The organism is Paenibacillus sp. FSL H8-0104 (assembly GCF_038050215.1).
Taxonomy (GTDB): domain Bacteria; phylum Bacillota; class Bacilli; order Paenibacillales; family Paenibacillaceae; genus Paenibacillus; species Paenibacillus amylolyticus.
Map to the genome: position 1 here is coordinate 2,335,859 of NZ_JBBOTC010000001.1, position 18,443 is coordinate 2,354,301.

Below are 18,443 nucleotides of genomic sequence, written 5' to 3' on the forward strand. Positions count from 1 at the left end.
ATGGAATAGAACAGGGGACGCTATAGAGACAGGAGGCATAAGCATGGACGGTAGAGACTGGGGTACATTTTTACTTCCTTATGAACAAGCGGTAGAGGAATTGAAAGTCAAGTTTAAGACAATGCGAGCGGAACTGAAGAAACGGGAAGAGTATGCCCCGATTGAATTCGTTACCGGTCGTGTCAAAAAAATATCCAGTATTCTGGAGAAATCCAGACGACTGAATGTGTCGCTTGATGACGTGGAAACAGGCATTGAGGATATTGCAGGTATCCGCATTATGTGCCAGTTCGTGGATGATATCCGTCGGGTTGCCGAGTATATTCGAGGTCGTAAGGATCTCACAGTACTCATTGAGAAAGATTACATTACGAATTTCAAAGAGAGCGGCTACCGAAGCTTCCATATGATTATTGAGTATCCCGTTCAGACGGCTCTGGGACAAAAGAAAGTTTTGGCCGAGATACAGATACGGACGCTTGCCATGAATTTCTGGGCTACCATTGAACATTCGCTGAGTTACAAGTTTCGGGAAGGGTTACCTGATGAGATGAGAACCAGGCTGAAAAAAACGGCTGAGGCCGCGTTTATACTGGACAACGAGATGTCTGCAATTCGTCTACAAATTTTGGAGGCGCAGAAGGCATTTGAGGATGATTCCAATATCGTGTCAAGAACATTGAATATCATTCATCAATTATACTTCTACCACCTTGTTAGTGAAGCAATTGAAGCACAGAAGCGATTCAACGATTACTGGGAACGGCATGATATGGAAGGGCTCAAAGACTTGCTGGATGACGTGAAGAAACTTCTGAACAACGCCAGAAAGGGCGAAAACCCGGATGAGCATCTATGAGCCGCTGTACGTTGACTACTTAATTTACTTCAATCGGGATCAGGATTATTTCGAGTGTCATGAGGTGCTGGAAGAATTGTGGCTTGAACGTAACCGGGATTCTCTCTATAAAGGGTTGTTGCAAATTGCGGTTGGTTTATACCACTTCAGGAATGGCAATCTCCGCGGAGGAACGATGATGTTACAGAGCTCACTTGATCTTCTGGAACCTTATCCTGCTACCACTCTGGGCATTGAGCTTGGGATTTTGGTACAGGAAGTAAAGGCAATCGTGAAGCAACTGTCTGAGCCTGACGCTCAGTCTGCGACTTATAGGGATTTGTCCATACGAATTGTTGATGAGGTCTTAGAACAAGAGATATCTAGAAGATCGCTTGAGCTAAAACCAAATATTCCGCAACGGCGGAGTCCTACCAGAGGGCGAATATACGAAGAGAAGATGAAGGCGATGGATCAGAGTAAAAGTTGAACCGTAATCACGCTAACATTCAAATGAGCATCCCATGGATATGAAGTTCCATGTATATGAAACACCCCGACGATTCCTGTAAAAGGAACGATCGGGGTGTTTTTGAATGTTGCGTCATATTCAGATGATTGCAGGTGGCATAGCCTGTCCTTCAACAGAACAGTGTCTGGTGATACAAGTGCCTGATTGTAGATACTTGTGGGAACGGATCTAGCAGTTAGCTTGCCGAAGGAGCGGCACTGCCTTTATATTTTTGGAAAAATTGTTTGTAATCATCCAGCGTGTAGCCCTGGTCACTACCATTCTCTTGCAGTCCGCCAACCATACGGTCTTTCTCGACACCAGCCTCATAATAGACGAGTGTAGGCGTGAACTCGATATTGTAATCGGTCCATCCTGCTTCGAATTCACGCAGATTGAACTGTGGAAGCTCAATACCTTCACTGTCAACCAGTGGCATCAACTGAGGTGTTGTGGCACGGCAGTGCGAGCAGTCGGAAGCAAAGAAATAAACAAAAAAGCTGTCTTTGTTATCGATTTTGGCTTTGAGATCAGTGGGTACAATAATTTGTTGATAGTTGGGATCACTAAGTAGCTCCCGTGTAGCTGGATTAAGCTTGGAAGCAGCGATGCCATAAGCATTTTCCACTGAATCCATCTGTTTCTTGGATTGCTGGTCTACGACAACCAGTGCTGCAATCATAATGATTAAAATACCCAGGAAAATAAGGATCGCAGCACTTTTCTTTTTCTTCTTGGATTTCATTGGACATCCCCCATCGATCATATCGAAATATAGTTTGGGCAAAAATAAAGGTTGGGATAATATGCATAAACACCCGAATTTTTGCTCAGGAATCAATCTACTTGCCATTATACTACATTACACGCTGTAGTGGAATAGATACGATATGATAGGAAAGCAAAGCTTGGATATGATAAAATAAAACGATATTGCAATCTTACCAAGACAGGATGAGTGGGAATATGGGTGTAAAGTTACCTTTGATATTTGCTGAGCGAATGAAAAGTTTGCTGGGTGATGAGTTTGAACAATTTATGAAATCTTATGAACAGTCTCCACATGCGGGGCTGAGAGTGAATACGCTAAAAATATCGATGGAACAATTCGATGAGATTGCTCCGTTTGATCTAAGACCTATTCCGTGGTGTGAGACAGGATTCTATGTACCTCATGGTGTTAAACCGGGGCTGCACCCTTATTATCATGCAGGCTTGTATTATATACAGGAACCAAGTGCAATGGCTCCAGTTGAATTATTGCAGGTGGAGCCTGGAGATCGTGTGCTAGATCTATGTGCTGCTCCGGGAGGAAAAACGACACAGATTGCTGCAAAGCTGCAAGGCAAGGGTGTACTTGTCACGAACGATATCCATGCTGAACGCACAAAAGCGCTGGCCAAGAACGTGGAATTGTACGGGGTGCGTAACGCGGTTGTTTTGAATGAGTCGCCAGAGCGGATCGCAAATGCATTTCCTCATTATTTTGACAAAGTATTAATTGATGCGCCTTGCTCAGGTGAAGGCATGTTCCGCAAGGATGAAGACATGGTGAAATCGTGGGAACATCATTCGGTGGAAAAATGTGTGCTCATGCAGCGGGATATCTTGGAGACTGCGGCACGGTTGCTGGCCCCGGGAGGAACCATTGTGTACTCGACATGTACCTTTGCGCCGGAGGAAAACGAAGCAATGATTGCGGAGTTCCTGAATGTAAACCGTGATTTCGTAGTAATGGACATTCCTGAAGAAAAAGGATTCGCTCCAGGACGTCCGGAATGGGTACGTAAGATGATGCCAGAGAAGGCAGAGGAGACGGAAGCTGTACTGGATCAAACGCGTGGCACCGCAAGATTGTGGCCTCACCTTTTGGAAGGAGAGGGGCATTATGTCGCTGTGTTGCTGCATCGTGCAGGGCAAGAAATAGAAACAGATCAACCTGGAGTAGTTAAAGAAGGAGCAATGGAGTATGGACAGGTCGTGGATGTGTCCAGGATTGAAGCAGAGGGGAACAAGGATCACTCTATTGCTGCTTCTTCAATTGCTATGACCAAGGCTGATCGTAAAAAGGAACGTTTATTGCGAATCGAATCCCGAGAGTCCCATGACAGACAGGCTGGTGGCGGCAAGAATTCGGGTAGACAGAGCAAAAAAGGTAAAGATCACGGTGGACGTAAATCGGAACGAGGTCAGGGACGCGGAGCTGATCCGGCAAGTATTGATCCGGTTGCGATATACAGTCAGTTTATGAAAGAACAATTGGAGATTGAGTTAACTGGAGAGACGGTATGTTACGGAGATCGGGTGTATCAATCATCAGTTGGTGCAGCTCGGTTGGAGGGACTGAAAGTCATTCGTCCAGGCTGGTTTATGGGCACGATTAAGAATGGGCGATTTGTTCCGTCCCACCCGCTTGCGTGTGCTTTGAATGCATCTGAAGCACGGCGAAGCGTAAATCTGTCATCCGCTGATGGCGAAGCCGTGAGATACCTCAAGGGTGAAACGTTAAATATTGAAGAAGAACGAGTGGTGCTCAAGGCGGATACGTTTGCCAAAGGGTATGTTCTTGTATGTGTAGATGGTTATGCCGCTGGCTGGGGAAAATGGCTGGATGGTGTACTGAAGAATGAATATCCGGCAGGTTGGAGGTGGACATCGGTATGAGTGGAAAAGGAAAACAAACGTTGCGTCTGGACAAAATATTAAGCCATATGGGTGTGGGAACACGAAGTGAACTTAAAAAGATGGTGAAACAAGGCAGAATCCATGTGGACGGCAAAGCGGTGAAAGACAGCGGGGTACAGGTGAACCCCGAGGTCAACGTCATTGAAGCCGATGGAGAGCGGATTGTGTATCGGGAGATGATCTATCTGATGCTGCATAAACCTCCGGGTGTCGTGTCTGCTACCGAGGACAACAGAGATAAGACGGTACTGGATCTGCTGCGCAAAGAGGATCGGGTGTTCAATCCTTTTCCTGTGGGACGACTGGATAAGGATACGGAGGGACTGCTCATTCTTACGAATGACGGTCCACTTGCCCATGATCTGTTATCTCCACGCAAGCATGTGCCCAAAACCTATGAAGCCCGTGTGCTGGGAAACGTGGATGAAGCGGATGTGCAACGTTTCAAGGCGGGAATTCAATTGGATGACGGGTACGAGACATTACCTGCTCAGCTGACTATACTCGGTCAGGAAGAGACGGAAGAAGGTACGATCTCGTCGATCTCGCTTATTATTCACGAAGGGAAGTTTCACCAAGTGAAACGTATGTTTCAGGCGGTAGGCAAGCGAGTGATTTATCTGAAACGCGTAGCTATGGGTGATCTGGAACTAGCTTCCGATCTTACTATCGGAAGCTATCGTGAACTAACCGCAGATGAGTTGAGCCTTCTGCGGAAGTAAAAGCTCCCGTCCTTTGCGAAGCGAGCAGGGAGTCGTGGAGGGAAGCAAAGCCCCGATACTAACCGCCGAAGGCGAAAAAGCTCCCGTCCTTTGCGAAGTGAAGCAGGGAGTCGTGGAGGGAAGCGGAGCCCCGATACTAACGCCGCAGGCGAGAAAGCTCCCGTTCTTCACGAAGTGAAGCAGGGAGCCGGGCAGAGAGCGAAGCCCTGCCTGTAATGGTCCCGGTTAAGCTTGGGCGGGACCGCCGCTGACCAGCGGTGTGCCCGGCAACAAGCGTTCCGACGACAACCGTGACATAGCAAGACCCGACCTAACAACGGTGAGCAAGACGGGAGTCCAGAGGGCAGAGCCCTCTGGGGCCCTCCCTCGGAAGGGAGGGTTTGGGTGGGTGCGACTACTAACAGATGAGGATGAAGCCAGATGACTTATAAATTAATTGCACTTGATGTAGATGGAACATTGCTGAATGATCATCATGAACTTACCGAATGGACTCAGGAGACCTTGATCCAAGCTTCCCGTCAGGGAGCAGAGATTGTCCTGTGTTCAGGTAGAGGTCCTGCCAACACGATTCCTTTTATGGAGCAGATGGGACTGGATGGATATGTGATTACGCATAACGGCGCCGTTACCGCACAAGTCGATACCCGTGAGGTAGTTCATCATTTTGCATTAGATGGACAAGGACTGGAGCCGATCATATCCTACTGTCGAACCAATGGAGTACATTTTGACATCAATACGGCATTTGGTCTGTATGTGGATCAACCGGAAGGTTTGGGGTTGCAGGTGCGTGAGATGTATTACAACTTTATGGCCGAGCCACTGAAGTTACCCAAGTGGGTTGACATGACAGAACCGCTGGCGAAGTTCACTGCATTTGGTCCGATTGAACAGATGGATGCAGTACTTCAGGAATGGTCTACTTGGAATCTGCCTTATTATATGACACGGAGTGGTGACTTTTTTATTGATCTGATGCATCCCGAAGCGTCCAAAGGCGCTGCGCTGAAAAGGCTTGCCGAATCGAAAGGAATCATGCCTTCGGAGATTATGGCGATTGGTAACTACTTCAATGATATTACGATGCTGACTTTTGCGGGAAAAGGCATTGCCATGGATAATTCACCGGACGAGGTGAAAGCTGCTGCGGACGAGGTTACACTCTCCAATAACGAGCAGGGTGTGGCACACGCAATCCAAAAATATGTGTTATCCGTCTAACCCTACATCCTATACTTAAAATGTACGCTTTCCTCATAATCTACCGTCCTCGGGGCATCCTAAGAGAATAACGTTAGGAATGGAGGAGGACACGTGATGAAATATGATGTGGAATTGGTTGCAGACCTGCGGACATCAGGTGGAGAAGTACAGGACGTGATGGTCAATGGTCAATATGCAGGATCACTTTTCCTTGTGTACAGAGAAGGAGATCGTTTATCAGGTAGTCTTCAGATCGAGCAGGAGTCTCTGCCAGATGATACAGAGCAACGTATCGTGGAAAAAGTACATGCCTATGTCCGATCTCTTGCAGATGCGTTGGAAGCTGCGTATTATGAAGTGCTGGTTAGTTGTGGCTCATTACATACGGTTCTGCATATGCCTGAGTCAGAGACAGTGTGGCCGTCTGAAGAGATGAATCATGACGAAGGTAGCTATGACGATATAGGTAGCAGTGGAAGTAAGGTAATCCCTGTTTCACAATCCGAATCGTTTACATATGAAGATCGGGATCAGGTTCTGGAGATGGAAATGGTAAGCGCAGGACGCAGCATATCGACGTATATTTTCAATGATGTCGAAGGGCAGGAACTAGCAGAAGCTTCCTTAAAACAATATGGCGCTGATGTACAAGGTGAAATACACTGGTATGACGAGCCGGAAGAGAATCAATTGGAAGCTGCGGCAGAGTTACTGGTCAGAGAGCTGGATGAAGATATCATCGATACGATTACAATCCGCATGTGGCATCAGGGCAACGAACTCGAAACGTTAGAGTGGGTACATCGCGATTTCTCCGAGGAATTTGAGGATACCGATGAATCGGATTTGGATGAGTTGGAAGCTGCTGAAGAAACATGTTATGTCATGCTGAAGCGTAAGGATCGGGAGTTCCGGGTATATGAGCTGTTTCTTCAGGAGCGAGGTGGATTGCCTGTGGGAACAGCAACAATAGACACTTCTCATTCCGATCTGACGGGATACATTGAATACGAGGTTCCTGGTACCAGCATTCAGCGAAAGACCCTGGTCGAAGTGTTGATGCAGGAGTTGGACAAGGAAATGGAGTTTGACACCTTGCACCTGACGATGTTGTATCGAAATCAGATTATTGATGAAGCCAGAATAGATGGGTAAAGGGCAACCGCCTTTTACCTTTTTTTGTTCTCATTTTGACGAAAAATCCATTTCCCGGTATAGTACCATTAGTTTAAAAGAGATCAGGAAGCGGAGGAGAACAATGATGCACTCATTCAGGATCAGTAGCGAATATATTAACGATGGTTTTCAAGCGGTTCAGGCGAAGCCGGAAGATATGGAGGATGTGATGTCGCTGCTGGTGGAGACAGCCGAATGGTTACAGAGCCAAGGTTCTTCCCAATGGAACGCTTTGCTTAAAGGTGAAGATTCACATGATACGGCAGGGGCGATTCGGCGTGGGGATGTGTTTGTATTTAGAAAAGGGGCGGACGTAGCGGGGATGGTCATCCTTTTGGTTCAGCCAAGTCCTTGGGATATTCATCTTTGGGGTTCAAAAGCTCATGCCGAGGATGGCGCAATTTATCTGCATCGGCTAGCGATTCGAAGAAAATATGCTCAGAGCGGTTTAGGACGGTCCATTTTGCAATGGTCCAGCAGCGGGATACATTTTAAAGGCAAACATACTGTTCGGTTAGATTGCGGAGCGAGCAATGCTACGTTGAACGCCTTTTACGCGCGGAACGGGTATACTTTTTTGGGAGTGACCGATGGTTACAGTACATATGAGAAGCCCGTGGAGCCACTGAGCTGAGAATTCTGACTATCCTATGAATATGTTGACGACAACCGCAAGCGATGGACTGCTGAATTAAAGCTTTTGCTTCTGATGGGGACGTTTCATGAATATGTTGTATATACGAGTTATCGTAATATAGATGTTCCGGCTTCCCTATGTCATAATGGATAGTAGAGTAGTACGTAAGTTAGAAAGGGGGAAACTAACGGTGAAATTGCTGCAGGCGCTTTTCTTTCCTCCGGAGCAGCCCGGAGGTGTATCCTCTATGATTCCGTATATGCAAGAGAGATTTACAACCCCGAGGTGGGAAATGGATCTGTTCTCGTTGCCAAAGCGAATTCGCAATAAGGGCAGAGAGGAAGTTCAGTTCGAAACGTTTGACTGGACTGAATATCAGGATAGTCCTGTTGTCCAAAAATATATTCAAACATATCGTGATTATCTTTGGTGGACCAAACTGCGAATTCAGAAGCCCTATGATCTGATTCATGCCCACCATCCAATTGCAGGACTTGCGATGAAAACAGTTTTCCCGGATACACCCCTCATTCAGACGATTCACTCCAGTTATGAACGAGAATTAATCCTTAATGGACGCATTGAAACGGATGGACCGGAGCATCGATTCCTGCTTGCGATATATGGTGAGCTGGAACACCAGGCAGAGCGCCTTTTGACGGTGTCGGATTCGTTCCGCCGTTATCTGGCTCCCTACGTGAAGGAACCTAATGTCATCGGTGTGATTCCCAATGGATTTGATGAGAAGCGTTTTAAGCCGATCCCTCATGATAATGCGATACCACAGCTGGTCACGGTATGTCGGCTTGTTCCGGCAAAAGGGTTGGATATTCTTTTCAAAGCTTGTGCGGAACTGAAGGGTCGAGGTCATGATTATGTGTTACATATTATTGGAGATGGACCGATTCGTCCTGACCTGGAAGAATTGGCGCAGCGACTGGGGATCTATAATGAGACCATCTTCTATGGTTACACACTGCACCCTGAGGAATTCATGCCATTCTTTGATATTTTTGTACTTCCTTCACGGGCAGAAGCATTTGGTTCCGTCTTTGCTGAAGCGGCGCTGAGTTGTCTTGCCCTTGTGGGTACGGATGTAGGTGGTATACCGGAACAGATCGAGAACGGTAGTAATGGGTTGCTTGTACCGGCAGAAGATCCTTCTGCATTAGCTGAAGCGCTTGAAAAGGTGATGCTGGACCCGGCTTATCGTTATGAACTTGCCCGTTCAGCGTGTGAAAAAGCCAAAACACATTACTCGCTCGGCAGATCAGTCAATGAGCTGAAAAAGATGTATCTTCAGTTTCCTAGCCAAGCCTAAAACGTAGAGCAAAAAGTGCGAGCCGCTGTGATAAACAGCGGCCTTTTGTCATGTTTAAGGAAAGAGTACCCGCGGTGAATTGTGGTTAGAAGGCAAACGGATGCTCATATTCATGAAATACATGGACCGTGAGATTTATATATTGTTGCGTTTACGAAAGGTGCCCCAGCGGTTCAGTACCAATTTGGCAGCCCAGATTAATGCCATAGTTCCAAAGATGGGGTAAAGGATGGACAGCAGGGAACTGAATCCAAACTGGCTGAGTGAGTAACACAATAGCATAATGGTTAATGTAATGAAACGGGGATGGACACGTATATGTTGTCTCAGTTGCAAGGTCATTCCATAGATATCGGCTACAAAGGTAGTGAATATTTCCATGAAAATAAGGGATACATATACAGATTGCACTGCCCATCCAAGTTGAAAGGCAATGCTGCCCATCGGGATTTCGAATTGGATGATGCCGGGCATCTGAGCTGACATGGCAAAATGAGCTGCCATCAGCATGAAACCAACGCCAATTCCACCCAATACTCCACCCCACTTCAGCACATTCCGGCTACGAATCTGGTTACCTACAGGCACAAGAACAGCTTGAGCCAAAACCAGATTGAATGAAGTATACAACAGTGGAGACAGCCACACTTGAATAGGGTTTGAGTCTGTCGTCAGTGTGATGAATCGGGAAGCACCTGGATGATGGATGGTACTTGTGATCATGAGCAGAGATAACAGGAGCATCATGGGCACAACGATGCTATTCATTTGTAGGATGGCTTGAATGCCCCGACCGAGAAGCAGATATGTCCCTACAAGTGTGACGATCAGACCTGTCTGATAATGCAAACCCAGATGTTCGACAAAAACGGAGCCTGCTCCGGCAAGCATGACACTGTTCACGCCAATGAGAATGAGAAGGGTCACCCAGGTGATCCATTTGCCCGCCTTATGGCCGAATAAATGTTTGTTCAGATCCTCATAAGAGCGGGACCCGGTATCGTGAGCGATCAGCATCATTTTGGTACCTAACCAGACAAAGAGCATGGTGGATAAGCCTATGGTGATGGTGGCCCATTTGCCATACTGGGTAAAAAACTGCAAAATTTCCTGCCCTGTAGCGAAGCCGGCTCCAACAACCGTTCCGATGTATGTAAATGCGATCTGCAGCACCCGAAATGCCTGTTTCATGTGTTTCCCCTCTCAGGCCCCTGTATAGTTTGGACATGCGGGTACCATGGTACAAGGTATGCTTGACCCACGAAAGTCATGACAATCGATAATGAGCTTTGGCTTGAAATGCGTCTCAAGGACAGCGCCCAGGCAATTTCGCTTGAACTTATAGATAGATATATGATACTTTTACCTCATAGGATAGGCTTGGGAGGTCAAATCATGGAATTATTGAAACAACGAATATTACAAGAAGGTGTGGTTATCTCGGATCAAGTATTAAAGCTGGATGGTCTGTTGAACCACCAGATTGATCCTGCATTAACGATGGAGATGGGACGTGAGTTTGCTGCCCGTTTTCGTGAAAGTGGAGTAACTCGGGTAATCACGGTAGAATCCTCAGGGATTCCGGTTGCTTTTGCAGCAGCCTATGAACTTGGGGTGCCCCTTGTATTCGCCCGTCGTAAAAAAACACTTCTGGCTGATCCTGATGCTTACTGTGAACGTGTACCGTCCTTTACCAAAGGAATTGTAACTGACATTATGGTATCCCGCGAGTTCATTCATGAGAATGACCGCATTTTGTTCATTGATGATATCATTGCCAATGGAGATGCCGCTCGTGGCGTCATCAAAATTATCGAGCGTTCCGGTGCGGAACTCGTCGGATTCGGCGTTGTGGTCGAGAAAAGTTTTCAGGCGGGGGCACGCACGATTCGTGAACAGGGTATTCCGGTGGAAGCCTTGGTACGCATTCGTTCCCTGAACGATGGAACAGTACAATTTGACGATAACGAAATGTGACATTTTAAAGGAATAGGGCCTATTTTTTGAACTATGCCTTTGCATGACCGCCGATTTCATTTATAATGGGGTTATGTTAGGGAGAGGAGGCAACACCATGGGGAACCAACCGGCAACAGAACAATTTTTTAATGATAAGCTGGCGGAATCGAAAGTTCATTTTGAACGTGCCCTGGATTGTAAACATACGGAATTCGATGACCTTTATCCCTATATGATTGAACATCCTCAATTTTTCTGGTACAAACGCTATGTTGCCTGGTCAGAATTACTGACGATTGTAGGCTTGTGCGAAGAGTTGTCCTTCTCTTGGAAAGAACAATTTACACCGCATCAAGTGGAGTACCTTGAAGAACGTGTGATGTCCGCCAAAGTGCTTGATTTTTGGTTCGAGAAGAACGACAGCAAAGAGCACGCGCAGCGGTAACTTTCAGTCGGGACATAATTTCGAATGACATGACAGTCCAATACAGTCACGTGAGACCTAAATGACTTTTCATTTAGGTCTCTTTTTGTAAATAAATTTGAAATATAGGAGCCATGAAGATGATTAGTGATACAGAATTGGACGCCCTGCGTCTGTCAGGTGAGAAAGTTAGAGTAGTACGGGACGAGCTGGAATCGAACGACGTGAAAGGGATTGTGGTTGCCTGGGATGGCGAGCAGGTACTTATCCGTCGTCAGAATCGACGTGTCGTTAAGCTGGACCGAGGTTACAGCTATCAGCTGTTCAGCGAGCCGCGCCAGAGTCCACTTAGTGAGTAACAGCTTATAATTATGGCAGAGCCATGCGCGTTAAATGTTTGGAATTACCATGATTTCTTGGCATAAATGGCTCACTCGGGAGAGAAGATAGGTACAGTGAGGAAGATCTGTAACTATAGCCGAGAGGGTGTGCTACAAGCCATGACATTGATGAATGATAAAGTTCATGCCTACAAGGATCAGATTGGAGCATTAAGCGATGTGCTGCCAGGTGTGGTGAAGTCGTATCATGAGTTTACCGGAGAATGTTTCCAACCTGGTGTGATTGATGCGAAGACAAAACAGCTAATTGCGCTTGGCATTGGATTATTCGCAAACAATGAGGTATGTACCTTCTACCATGTAGAAGAAGCCCGGGCCAAGGGAGCAACAGATCAGGAGATTATGGAGACCGTTGCGGTGGCCGGAGCTGTTGGAGGAGGACATGCCCTGTCTCAGGGTGCGATGCGAGTGCAGAAGGCGCTGCATTAGTAAGCAATGCAACATACATTTTTAAGTGCAAAAAAGGCATCCGGTTAATAACCGATGCCTTTTTGTATGCGAATCACATTTTACCTAACATTTTATCATACATAAACTGTCCAGTTACCCGACGTGCGGTTACATAACGATCATTGAAGTATGGATTCGATAACTTCGTGATGCTTACACCTTTACTGCTGGAGGCATGAGCGAATTGTCCGCCGCCGATATATACACCTGTATGTGAAATGCCTTTGCCTGTTGTATTAAAGAACACCAGATCACCTGTCCGAACATTGCTCTTGGATACGGGAGTACCTGCTTTGGCTTGCTGCTGCGAAGTACGTGGTAATTCAATGCTGTATTTGTTGAAAAGATATCTCATAAAACCAGAACAGTCGAAGCCGGCTACAGTTGTGCCACCCCATTTGTAAGGAATACCTGTCATGTTGTTCACTACGGAGTTGATACTGCTTGCCTCTGTGCTTGTTGCCCCGGATGTAAATAATACAGCTGCTCCAAAAATGGAGATAATCAGTTTTTTCAAAATCAATGTTCTCCCTTCGATGCCTACGGAGTTAGCTAAGGGTTCGGTAGAAGGTTCCCTATATTTCCTATGTATAAGAATAATTCACCCAAATTGGTTCCCCCGTTTTCAAACATGAAACTCGGCAATGAATAATTAAGTTTTTGTAACTATTTGAAACTATATTGCATAAATGCGTAATTGTCAAACCCATTTAAACCCTTTCTTAATACCTCAATGTTAGCGGAATTAAGGTTTTTATATGAAAAAAGGGATCGAGTTTGGGTATCATTCATGACAAAAACGTCATTATTGATTCGTGTAAGACGAATTTGGATAAATAGATAGGTTTGTCATGAGTTAAAAGAACTATTCCGTTATGTAGAATTAGAGAGATTATATTCATTAAGTTGCATATATTGACAAAAATCGATTTTTTGCATATTATCTGATTATCCAATCCACATATTGGATTAAAATTGATTTTATTATGCGATAAATACAAATAAAGGAGGTTTAGAGACGCGTATCATAGGTAAAGTAGAAGTGGAAGATTTATAAAAACGAACATAGGAGAGTGTTACATTTGAAAGCGAAGAAAATAATTACTTTTGTCCTGGCATGTACGATGGTGTTCTCAGCAGTTGGAATGGCAGTTCTCCCTGTAGGGACGGTATCTGCTGCAGATGCGTCGGGTACTACAGCGAGTATTTCTGATATTTTGAAGAACCAGCTGCCGGATGGAGGTTGGAGAAAAGATTATAAACAGACAAGTGGAGAGTGGGCAAAGTCCACGATAGACAACAAGGCTACATACTCAGAAATTAGAAGATTGGCGAAGGAATTTAAAAAGACGAATGATCCGCGTTACTCCACAGCTGCAATCAAAGGAATTAACTTTTTGATCAACATGCAGTATTCAAACGGCGGGTGGCCACAAGTTTACCAAAGCTCCGGATACCACAAGCACATCACTTACAATGATGATGCCATGATTAATGTAATGATCATGCTGGATGAAGTAGCGGCACGCAAAGGTGATTTCTCATTTATCGACAGTACACTTGCTAACCGCAGTAAAAATTCAGTTGCCAAAGGTGTGGAGGCGATTCTGAATACACAGGTCGTTTCAGGTGGTAAGCTGACAGCATGGGGACAACAACATGATTCCAGCTCTCTTAAACCAGCGAGCGCAAGAATCTACGAAGTGCCATCGCTGACAGCTGGAGAGAGTGTAACGATTGTTAAATTTCTGAAAACCAGACCTGCTAACGCTAAAATTACCGCATCCATTAAAGGAGCGGAGGCTTGGTTTAACAAAGTGAAAATTACGGGTTACAAGTATGAAAGAGCTAATGGAGATAGTAAAATTATCGCTGATTCCAAAGCTGCACCAATTTGGGCACGCTTCTATGAGATCGGAACGGATAAACCAATCTTTATTGGTCGTGACGGGGTAGTTAAATACAAATTAAGTGATATTGATAAAGAAAGAAGAGGCGGTTATGCATGGTATGGCAACTGGCCTTCCAAGCTGTAATTTGTAGTATGCTTCCGTATTAATGAACCAAACTATTAGCAACAGTTAAAGGTAAGGCCCGAATCGACATGGACGTCTGATTCGGGCTTTATTGTTATTATTTTCAGTGTTGACATGATAGATTACGCATGATATATTATTTCTTGTCGCCGATATGGATGACGAAGATACAATATGCGGTCGTGGCGGAATTGGCAGACGCGCACGGTTCAGGTCCGTGTGGGCTAACCCCCGTGGAGGTTCGAGTCCTCTCGACCGCATCTAATAAAAAGACTCCTTAAGCTAACGCTTAAGGAGTCTTTTTTTGCATTTTTTGATATAACACTAACTTTAGTGATGAGTATTCAAGAGGTTAGTGCTTAGCTGCACGTACAGCAAATGTCTTCCATCAGCCATACGGAACGTTTATTGTGCTGCGGTAACATTAACGCTGTCAATATTCGGTCCTTCCGATCCGGTGGTAACCACTTTCAATGTATTGGTCCCCGTGTTCATGGGGACCTGTATTGTTTTTTCAACCCAAGTGGACCAGCTTCCCGTAGCGGGAAAGGGCTCGTTGCTGATGACTTTGGTTCCGTTCACAAAAATGTCGAGGTTCCGAGTGCCGCTTTCCAGCGCATAACGAAACTTTACGTTTTTGGTACCTGTTGTCGTGTTATTAATGCCGTTCCATTGAATGGCTGAACCAGTCATCGCATTGAAGTTAACATACCCGGAGCCAGTGTAACCGGGGTAGATTGTTTCAATGGCAGCTTCCGTAAGTGACGTTCCGGTCTCGGCTTCATACGTCGTGCCACTGCCTGTATTCCCGCCGCTATTTCCGCCAGTAACGTTGGCAACAAACGTTGTTACGCTCTGAGGCGGGAGCTGTGCCGTGAAGGCTCCATTGGATACGTTAAGCGAGGTTCCGCTTGCCAGGTTTCGACTGCTGTCCGTAATCCATGAGGACACAGTAGAGGCATTACCATTTTGCAGAACGAATTTTTGGCTTGTGGCTGAAGTTCCACGGTTAATTGCCACGACGACGACTTTGTTATCACCTTTATAGGCTGAGACAAATGTGTTCGTATCCGGATTTTTCGTTGCATCGACTCGCAGGTAGCCTGGACGCACGAATTTAGAGAAATGAGCCATATTATACCCGCGTTTGCTTATGGTACCGTCCTCTTTCATCGGACCATACTGTCTGCGGATGTACCACCACACGTAGGCCTGGAAATCACCTTCTACCATGGCATTGTGCATGTGATAGGAAACGTCTAATGCTTCAGGCCAGCGGTCTGCTGAGTTGTTGTCACTGTTTGGAACATACACTTCAGTCATCCACAGTTCTTTACCGGCTCCTTTTTGCTTAAAGAGAGGGTAGGCAAAATTCGAAATCTGGGTTCCATACGTATGTGCTCCCAGAATGTCCATGTTGGCAAGTGCCTGCGGATCATTCAGGATTGGGTCGGATATGTTCTTTAAGTACTGGAAGGATTCAGGCGCCATGACTTTGGTACCTTGGATGGACCCGGCATTTTCTTTCATGAATCGAAGGATCTCTTGTGGAGTCCACCAAGTCCAGTCATGAGCATAATCCGGTTCGTTTTGTACAGAAATGGCATACAGATCTACGCCGTTATTTTTCATGTAGGTTACAAAGTCGTTCAGATGTTGCGCATATGCGGTATATTTGTCGTATTTCAGACGTTTGGCATTTGTGTCCCCATTGCGGTTGAATGTTTCAACCATGCTGCTTGGAGGATTCCATGGGGATGCAAATACAATAGCACCCTTTTCGATAGCCCGTTTGGCTGTGGCAACTTCACGATACCAGTTATTGGAATCTGGATCAACGTAGATCCTGAGAATGGAGAAGCCTAATTGATTCTGGTCATTACCAAAAGCAGTTTCACGTTGAGCGGGAGTCAGATCACCAATCCAGGCAGGAAGGTTAATGCCCCCAAAGCCCTTGATCAGCTGTTTTTCCGAGGACAAATTAATGTTGGCATCGCTGGCTGCTGACACATTTGTCGGGGTTAACATCAAAGGCAGGGCTGTTAAACAGGCCAAAAGAACATTAATCGTCTTTTTTAGTTTGAATTTCACTACTTTCATCCTCCTCGATAATAGTAAGTTACATAGAGAAACCGCAACCAGGAATAACAAACAAGAATAGCGGATTGTCTGGCATTTATTTTATGTAAACCCTTTCAAAACCTCCTTCCATAAATCATAGGATAGAATTGAAGCATAGAACCTCTTTCATTTGTTGATTCTACTAAAAAATTCCTAAACTGAAAACCTGACAAATTACAGTATTTTTTCTAATTAATCTCTATTTTCTAACTATTCAATGACAGTTCTTGTCTGAATGCAAAAGGGAAAACTGGAATGATGGGGGATTCGCTTGAGATAGAGGTCTTCAATGGGCGGGGGTATGATCATTAAGGAAGGCTTTGGCTTACATATTCCTCCCTTCATTATCAAACAATGAGATCACAGAAGTTACGGGGAGGGAATCATGATGAAGGTACAGAGAAAGAATTATCGATTCATTGCAGGTATCATGGCATTATTGATTGTGTTTTACGCAGGCATATCGGCAGGAGGGCCTACAGCGGCAGCTTCAGAGTCCACATCGAATCACAAACGGTTAGCGATTATCATCGATGATGTTGGTAATGACATGAAGGGTACGGCAGAGATCCTGGCGATGCCAGTCAAACTGACGGTAGCGGTTATGCCTTTTTTACCAACAACGAAGAAAGATGCGATGGCTGCACATGAAAAGGGAATGGATGTGATTGTGCACATGCCCATGGAACCCAAGAAAGGACGACCTGAATGGCTGGGCCCGGGTGCAATCACATCCAATCTAACAGATGAAGAAGTCCGCTCACGCGTGGAGAAAGCGATTGATGATGTGCCCCACGCCATTGGCATGAACAATCATATGGGTTCCAAAATTACTTCGGACAAACGCATCATGTCCATTGTGCTCGATGTATGCAAGGAGCGGGGTCTCTTCTTTGTAGACAGTCGTACGAACTTTCGCTCCGTGGTGGGGGAACTGGCCATATCCAAAAACATGCCACCTGTAGGTAATGACATTTTCCTGGATGATCAAAACTCCAAGCAACACATTCGCAAGCAACTGGATCTGGCTGCTCAGCGTGCGATCGACAAGGATATCTGTGTTGTCATTGGTCATGTCGGTCATTCGGGGATGAACACATCCGCAGTAATTCGTGAATCCGTCTCCCGTCTGCAAAATCAGGTCCAATTTGTAGGGATTGGTGATCTGGTTCGAGATGTGTGGCAATGGCAGTCTGCTCCTACACTACCGACAGATAATAAATAATGCCATTGGCAATGGACTGGGCGATTCGTTTTTGCTCAGCGGGGTCATTCATTCTGGCTCGATCTGCCGCATTGCTCAAAAATCCGGTTTCGACGATGACGGCAGGTTGCTTCACGTAATTCAATATATAAAAGGGCTTGCCCCATACAACCCCGTGCTCCGTTTCGTACAACTTGTTCATGGCATCCTGAATGGATTGGGCCAGCAAATAACTCCTGCCTTCTTTCTGGTGCAGTACCACCGGGCCGTGTGCTGTCGATCGGGGACTCCAGTTCGCATGAATGCTGACCACGATATCTGTACTTACTTCTTCGCTAAGGCTTTTACGTTGAGCAAGATCTCTGGTATGACGGGAGCGGCTGTTCAGCCAGCGGTTCTCATCACTAAGTGCATAATCACCAAGTCGATTGATGATAACGGCATAACCTTTGCTGCGAAGCAGGAGATAGACCTTTTGGCTAATGGCCAGGTTGATATCTTTTTCCAGCACACCTTGGGCTGACGTACCACCGTCAATACCCCCATGGCCTACGTCGAGCAGGATAACGGGTGCTGCAAAGGCATGATGACTTGAGCGATAAGCATCTCCATCGGTCACTGGTAGCATGGATGGACTGTTCTGGGACGGGGCTGCTTTTCCATGCGCGACATGGTGGGGCAGGATGGGAAGACAATGGAAGCTAATGAGCAAGGCCACCGAAGCGGTCAGTAGCTTATACATGGGAATACAC

At 45.9% G+C, this 18,443-nt stretch carries 19 protein-coding genes, 1 tRNA gene and 1 riboswitch; of the genes, 15 read left to right on the top strand and 5 right to left on the bottom strand.

Annotated elements, in window-relative coordinates:
* The first annotated feature begins 43 nt into the window (after nucleotides 1-43).
* Both NST38_RS10635 and NST38_RS10640 read left to right on the top strand, forming a co-directional pair.
* Nucleotides 44-859, top strand: coding sequence for a GTP pyrophosphokinase (locus NST38_RS10635; protein WP_036609636.1), 816 nt, complete (start codon nucleotides 44-46; stop codon nucleotides 857-859).
* Complete coding sequence (locus NST38_RS10640) at nucleotides 846-1,328, top strand: DUF309 domain-containing protein (protein ID WP_101313403.1); 483 nt, start codon at nucleotides 846-848, stop codon at nucleotides 1,326-1,328. Before NST38_RS10635 ends, NST38_RS10640 begins: the two co-directional genes overlap by 14 nt.
* 217 nt (nucleotides 1,329-1,545) lie before the next feature.
* On the opposite strand, the gene NST38_RS10645 is transcribed toward NST38_RS10640, so the two are convergent.
* A complete protein-coding gene (locus tag NST38_RS10645; RefSeq protein ID WP_047842389.1) occupies nucleotides 1,546-2,094 on the bottom strand; it encodes a thioredoxin family protein in 549 nt (182 codons plus the stop codon).
* Nucleotides 2,095-2,315: 221 nt separating this feature from the next.
* Between NST38_RS10645 and NST38_RS10650 the strand changes: the two genes are divergently transcribed.
* The 6 genes from NST38_RS10650 (at nucleotide 2,316) to NST38_RS10675 (ending at nucleotide 9,096) form a co-directional block, all read left to right on the top strand.
* A complete protein-coding gene (locus NST38_RS10650; protein ID WP_101313404.1) occupies nucleotides 2,316-4,013 on the top strand; it encodes an RsmB/NOP family class I SAM-dependent RNA methyltransferase in 1,698 nt (565 codons plus the stop codon).
* Nucleotides 4,010-4,756 carry a pseudouridine synthase gene (locus NST38_RS10655; RefSeq protein WP_101313405.1) on the top strand — a complete coding sequence of 249 codons (747 nt, stop codon included), beginning with the start codon at nucleotides 4,010-4,012 and terminating at the stop codon, nucleotides 4,754-4,756. Before NST38_RS10650 ends, NST38_RS10655 begins: the two co-directional genes overlap by 4 nt.
* Before the next feature lie 420 nt (nucleotides 4,757-5,176).
* A complete protein-coding gene (locus NST38_RS10660) occupies nucleotides 5,177-5,980 on the top strand; it encodes a Cof-type HAD-IIB family hydrolase (protein WP_036670159.1) in 804 nt (267 codons plus the stop codon).
* A gap of 96 nt (nucleotides 5,981-6,076) precedes the next feature.
* Nucleotides 6,077-7,117, top strand: coding sequence for a hypothetical protein (locus tag NST38_RS10665; protein ID WP_076249894.1), 1,041 nt, complete (start codon nucleotides 6,077-6,079; stop codon nucleotides 7,115-7,117).
* A gap of 106 nt (nucleotides 7,118-7,223) precedes the next feature.
* On the top strand, nucleotides 7,224-7,772 hold the full coding sequence (locus NST38_RS10670; protein ID WP_076249893.1) for a GNAT family N-acetyltransferase: 549 nt from the start codon (nucleotides 7,224-7,226) through the stop codon (nucleotides 7,770-7,772).
* Between the two features lie 193 nt (nucleotides 7,773-7,965).
* Nucleotides 7,966-9,096: a glycosyltransferase family 4 protein gene (locus tag NST38_RS10675; protein ID WP_076249892.1), complete on the top strand. Its 1,131-nt coding sequence runs from the start codon at nucleotides 7,966-7,968 to the stop codon at nucleotides 9,094-9,096.
* 135 nt (nucleotides 9,097-9,231) lie between these two features.
* Here NST38_RS10675 and NST38_RS10680 read toward each other — a convergent pair whose 3' ends face one another.
* Nucleotides 9,232-10,287 carry a YkvI family membrane protein gene (locus NST38_RS10680; protein ID WP_036609619.1) on the bottom strand — a complete coding sequence of 352 codons (1,056 nt, stop codon included), beginning with the start codon at nucleotides 10,285-10,287 and terminating at the stop codon, nucleotides 9,232-9,234.
* A 204-nt stretch (nucleotides 10,288-10,491) separates the two neighbouring features.
* Between NST38_RS10680 and NST38_RS10685 the strand changes: the two genes are divergently transcribed.
* The 4 genes from NST38_RS10685 (at nucleotide 10,492) to NST38_RS10700 (ending at nucleotide 12,309) form a co-directional block, all read left to right on the top strand.
* A complete protein-coding gene (locus tag NST38_RS10685) occupies nucleotides 10,492-11,073 on the top strand; it encodes a xanthine phosphoribosyltransferase (RefSeq protein WP_036609617.1) in 582 nt (193 codons plus the stop codon).
* 97 nt (nucleotides 11,074-11,170) lie between these two features.
* Nucleotides 11,171-11,500 carry a hypothetical protein gene (locus NST38_RS10690; RefSeq protein WP_036609615.1) on the top strand — a complete coding sequence of 110 codons (330 nt, stop codon included), beginning with the start codon at nucleotides 11,171-11,173 and terminating at the stop codon, nucleotides 11,498-11,500.
* A 119-nt stretch (nucleotides 11,501-11,619) separates the two neighbouring features.
* Nucleotides 11,620-11,838: a hypothetical protein gene (locus NST38_RS10695; RefSeq protein WP_036609613.1), complete on the top strand. Its 219-nt coding sequence runs from the start codon at nucleotides 11,620-11,622 to the stop codon at nucleotides 11,836-11,838.
* Nucleotides 11,839-11,979: 141 nt separating this feature from the next.
* Nucleotides 11,980-12,309, top strand: coding sequence for a carboxymuconolactone decarboxylase family protein (locus NST38_RS10700; RefSeq protein ID WP_017689352.1), 330 nt, complete (start codon nucleotides 11,980-11,982; stop codon nucleotides 12,307-12,309).
* 73 nt (nucleotides 12,310-12,382) lie between these two features.
* Here NST38_RS10700 and NST38_RS10705 read toward each other — a convergent pair whose 3' ends face one another.
* Nucleotides 12,383-12,847, bottom strand: a complete 465-nt coding sequence (locus NST38_RS10705; protein WP_036609611.1) for a C40 family peptidase — start codon at nucleotides 12,845-12,847, stop codon at nucleotides 12,383-12,385.
* Nucleotides 12,848-12,852: 5 nt separating this feature from the next.
* Nucleotides 12,853-12,984, bottom strand: a riboswitch (cyclic di-AMP (ydaO/yuaA leader).
* Between the two features lie 419 nt (nucleotides 12,985-13,403).
* Here NST38_RS10705 and pelA point away from each other — a divergent pair.
* A complete protein-coding gene (gene pelA / locus NST38_RS10710; protein WP_036609609.1) occupies nucleotides 13,404-14,366 on the top strand; it encodes a pectate lyase in 963 nt (320 codons plus the stop codon).
* Nucleotides 14,367-14,542: 176 nt separating this feature from the next.
* Nucleotides 14,543-14,626 (top strand) — tRNA-Leu (locus NST38_RS10715).
* A 145-nt stretch (nucleotides 14,627-14,771) separates the two neighbouring features.
* Here NST38_RS10715 and NST38_RS10720 read toward each other — a convergent pair.
* Nucleotides 14,772-16,466 carry a carbohydrate-binding protein gene (locus NST38_RS10720; RefSeq protein WP_036609608.1) on the bottom strand — a complete coding sequence of 565 codons (1,695 nt, stop codon included), beginning with the start codon at nucleotides 16,464-16,466 and terminating at the stop codon, nucleotides 14,772-14,774.
* A 451-nt stretch (nucleotides 16,467-16,917) separates the two neighbouring features.
* Here NST38_RS10720 and NST38_RS10725 point away from each other — a divergent pair, with 451 nt between their 5' ends.
* Nucleotides 16,918-17,712, top strand: coding sequence for a divergent polysaccharide deacetylase family protein (locus tag NST38_RS10725; RefSeq protein ID WP_442789428.1), 795 nt, complete (start codon nucleotides 16,918-16,920; stop codon nucleotides 17,710-17,712).
* On the opposite strand, the gene NST38_RS10730 is transcribed toward NST38_RS10725, so the two are convergent.
* On the bottom strand, nucleotides 17,687-18,433 hold the full coding sequence (locus NST38_RS10730) for an N-acetylmuramoyl-L-alanine amidase family protein (protein ID WP_036609607.1): 747 nt from the start codon (nucleotides 18,431-18,433) through the stop codon (nucleotides 17,687-17,689). The two genes, NST38_RS10725 and NST38_RS10730, sit on opposite strands and share 26 nt — an antisense overlap.
* Nucleotides 18,434-18,443: the final 10 nt, after the last annotated feature.

Coding starts and splice junctions, on each gene's coding strand:
- NST38_RS10670 (WP_076249893.1), top strand. CDS start 7,224: ATGCACTCATTCAGGATCAGTAGCGAATATATTAACGATGGTTTTCAA.
- NST38_RS10650 (WP_101313404.1), top strand. CDS start 2,316: ATGGGTGTAAAGTTACCTTTGATATTTGCTGAGCGAATGAAAAGTTTG.
- NST38_RS10720 (WP_036609608.1), bottom strand. CDS start 16,466: ATGAAAGTAGTGAAATTCAAACTAAAAAAGACGATTAATGTTCTTTTG.
- NST38_RS10725 (WP_442789428.1), top strand. CDS start 16,918: ATGGCATTATTGATTGTGTTTTACGCAGGCATATCGGCAGGAGGGCCT.
- NST38_RS10665 (WP_076249894.1), top strand. CDS start 6,077: ATGAAATATGATGTGGAATTGGTTGCAGACCTGCGGACATCAGGTGGA.
- NST38_RS10730 (WP_036609607.1), bottom strand. CDS start 18,433: ATGTATAAGCTACTGACCGCTTCGGTGGCCTTGCTCATTAGCTTCCAT.
- NST38_RS10660 (WP_036670159.1), top strand. CDS start 5,177: ATGACTTATAAATTAATTGCACTTGATGTAGATGGAACATTGCTGAAT.
- NST38_RS10685 (WP_036609617.1), top strand. CDS start 10,492: ATGGAATTATTGAAACAACGAATATTACAAGAAGGTGTGGTTATCTCG.
- NST38_RS10700 (WP_017689352.1), top strand. CDS start 11,980: ATGACATTGATGAATGATAAAGTTCATGCCTACAAGGATCAGATTGGA.
- NST38_RS10680 (WP_036609619.1), bottom strand. CDS start 10,287: ATGAAACAGGCATTTCGGGTGCTGCAGATCGCATTTACATACATCGGA.
- NST38_RS10690 (WP_036609615.1), top strand. CDS start 11,171: ATGGGGAACCAACCGGCAACAGAACAATTTTTTAATGATAAGCTGGCG.
- NST38_RS10655 (WP_101313405.1), top strand. CDS start 4,010: ATGAGTGGAAAAGGAAAACAAACGTTGCGTCTGGACAAAATATTAAGC.
- NST38_RS10635 (WP_036609636.1), top strand. CDS start 44: ATGGACGGTAGAGACTGGGGTACATTTTTACTTCCTTATGAACAAGCG.
- NST38_RS10640 (WP_101313403.1), top strand. CDS start 846: ATGAGCATCTATGAGCCGCTGTACGTTGACTACTTAATTTACTTCAAT.
- NST38_RS10645 (WP_047842389.1), bottom strand. CDS start 2,094: ATGAAATCCAAGAAGAAAAAGAAAAGTGCTGCGATCCTTATTTTCCTG.
- NST38_RS10695 (WP_036609613.1), top strand. CDS start 11,620: ATGATTAGTGATACAGAATTGGACGCCCTGCGTCTGTCAGGTGAGAAA.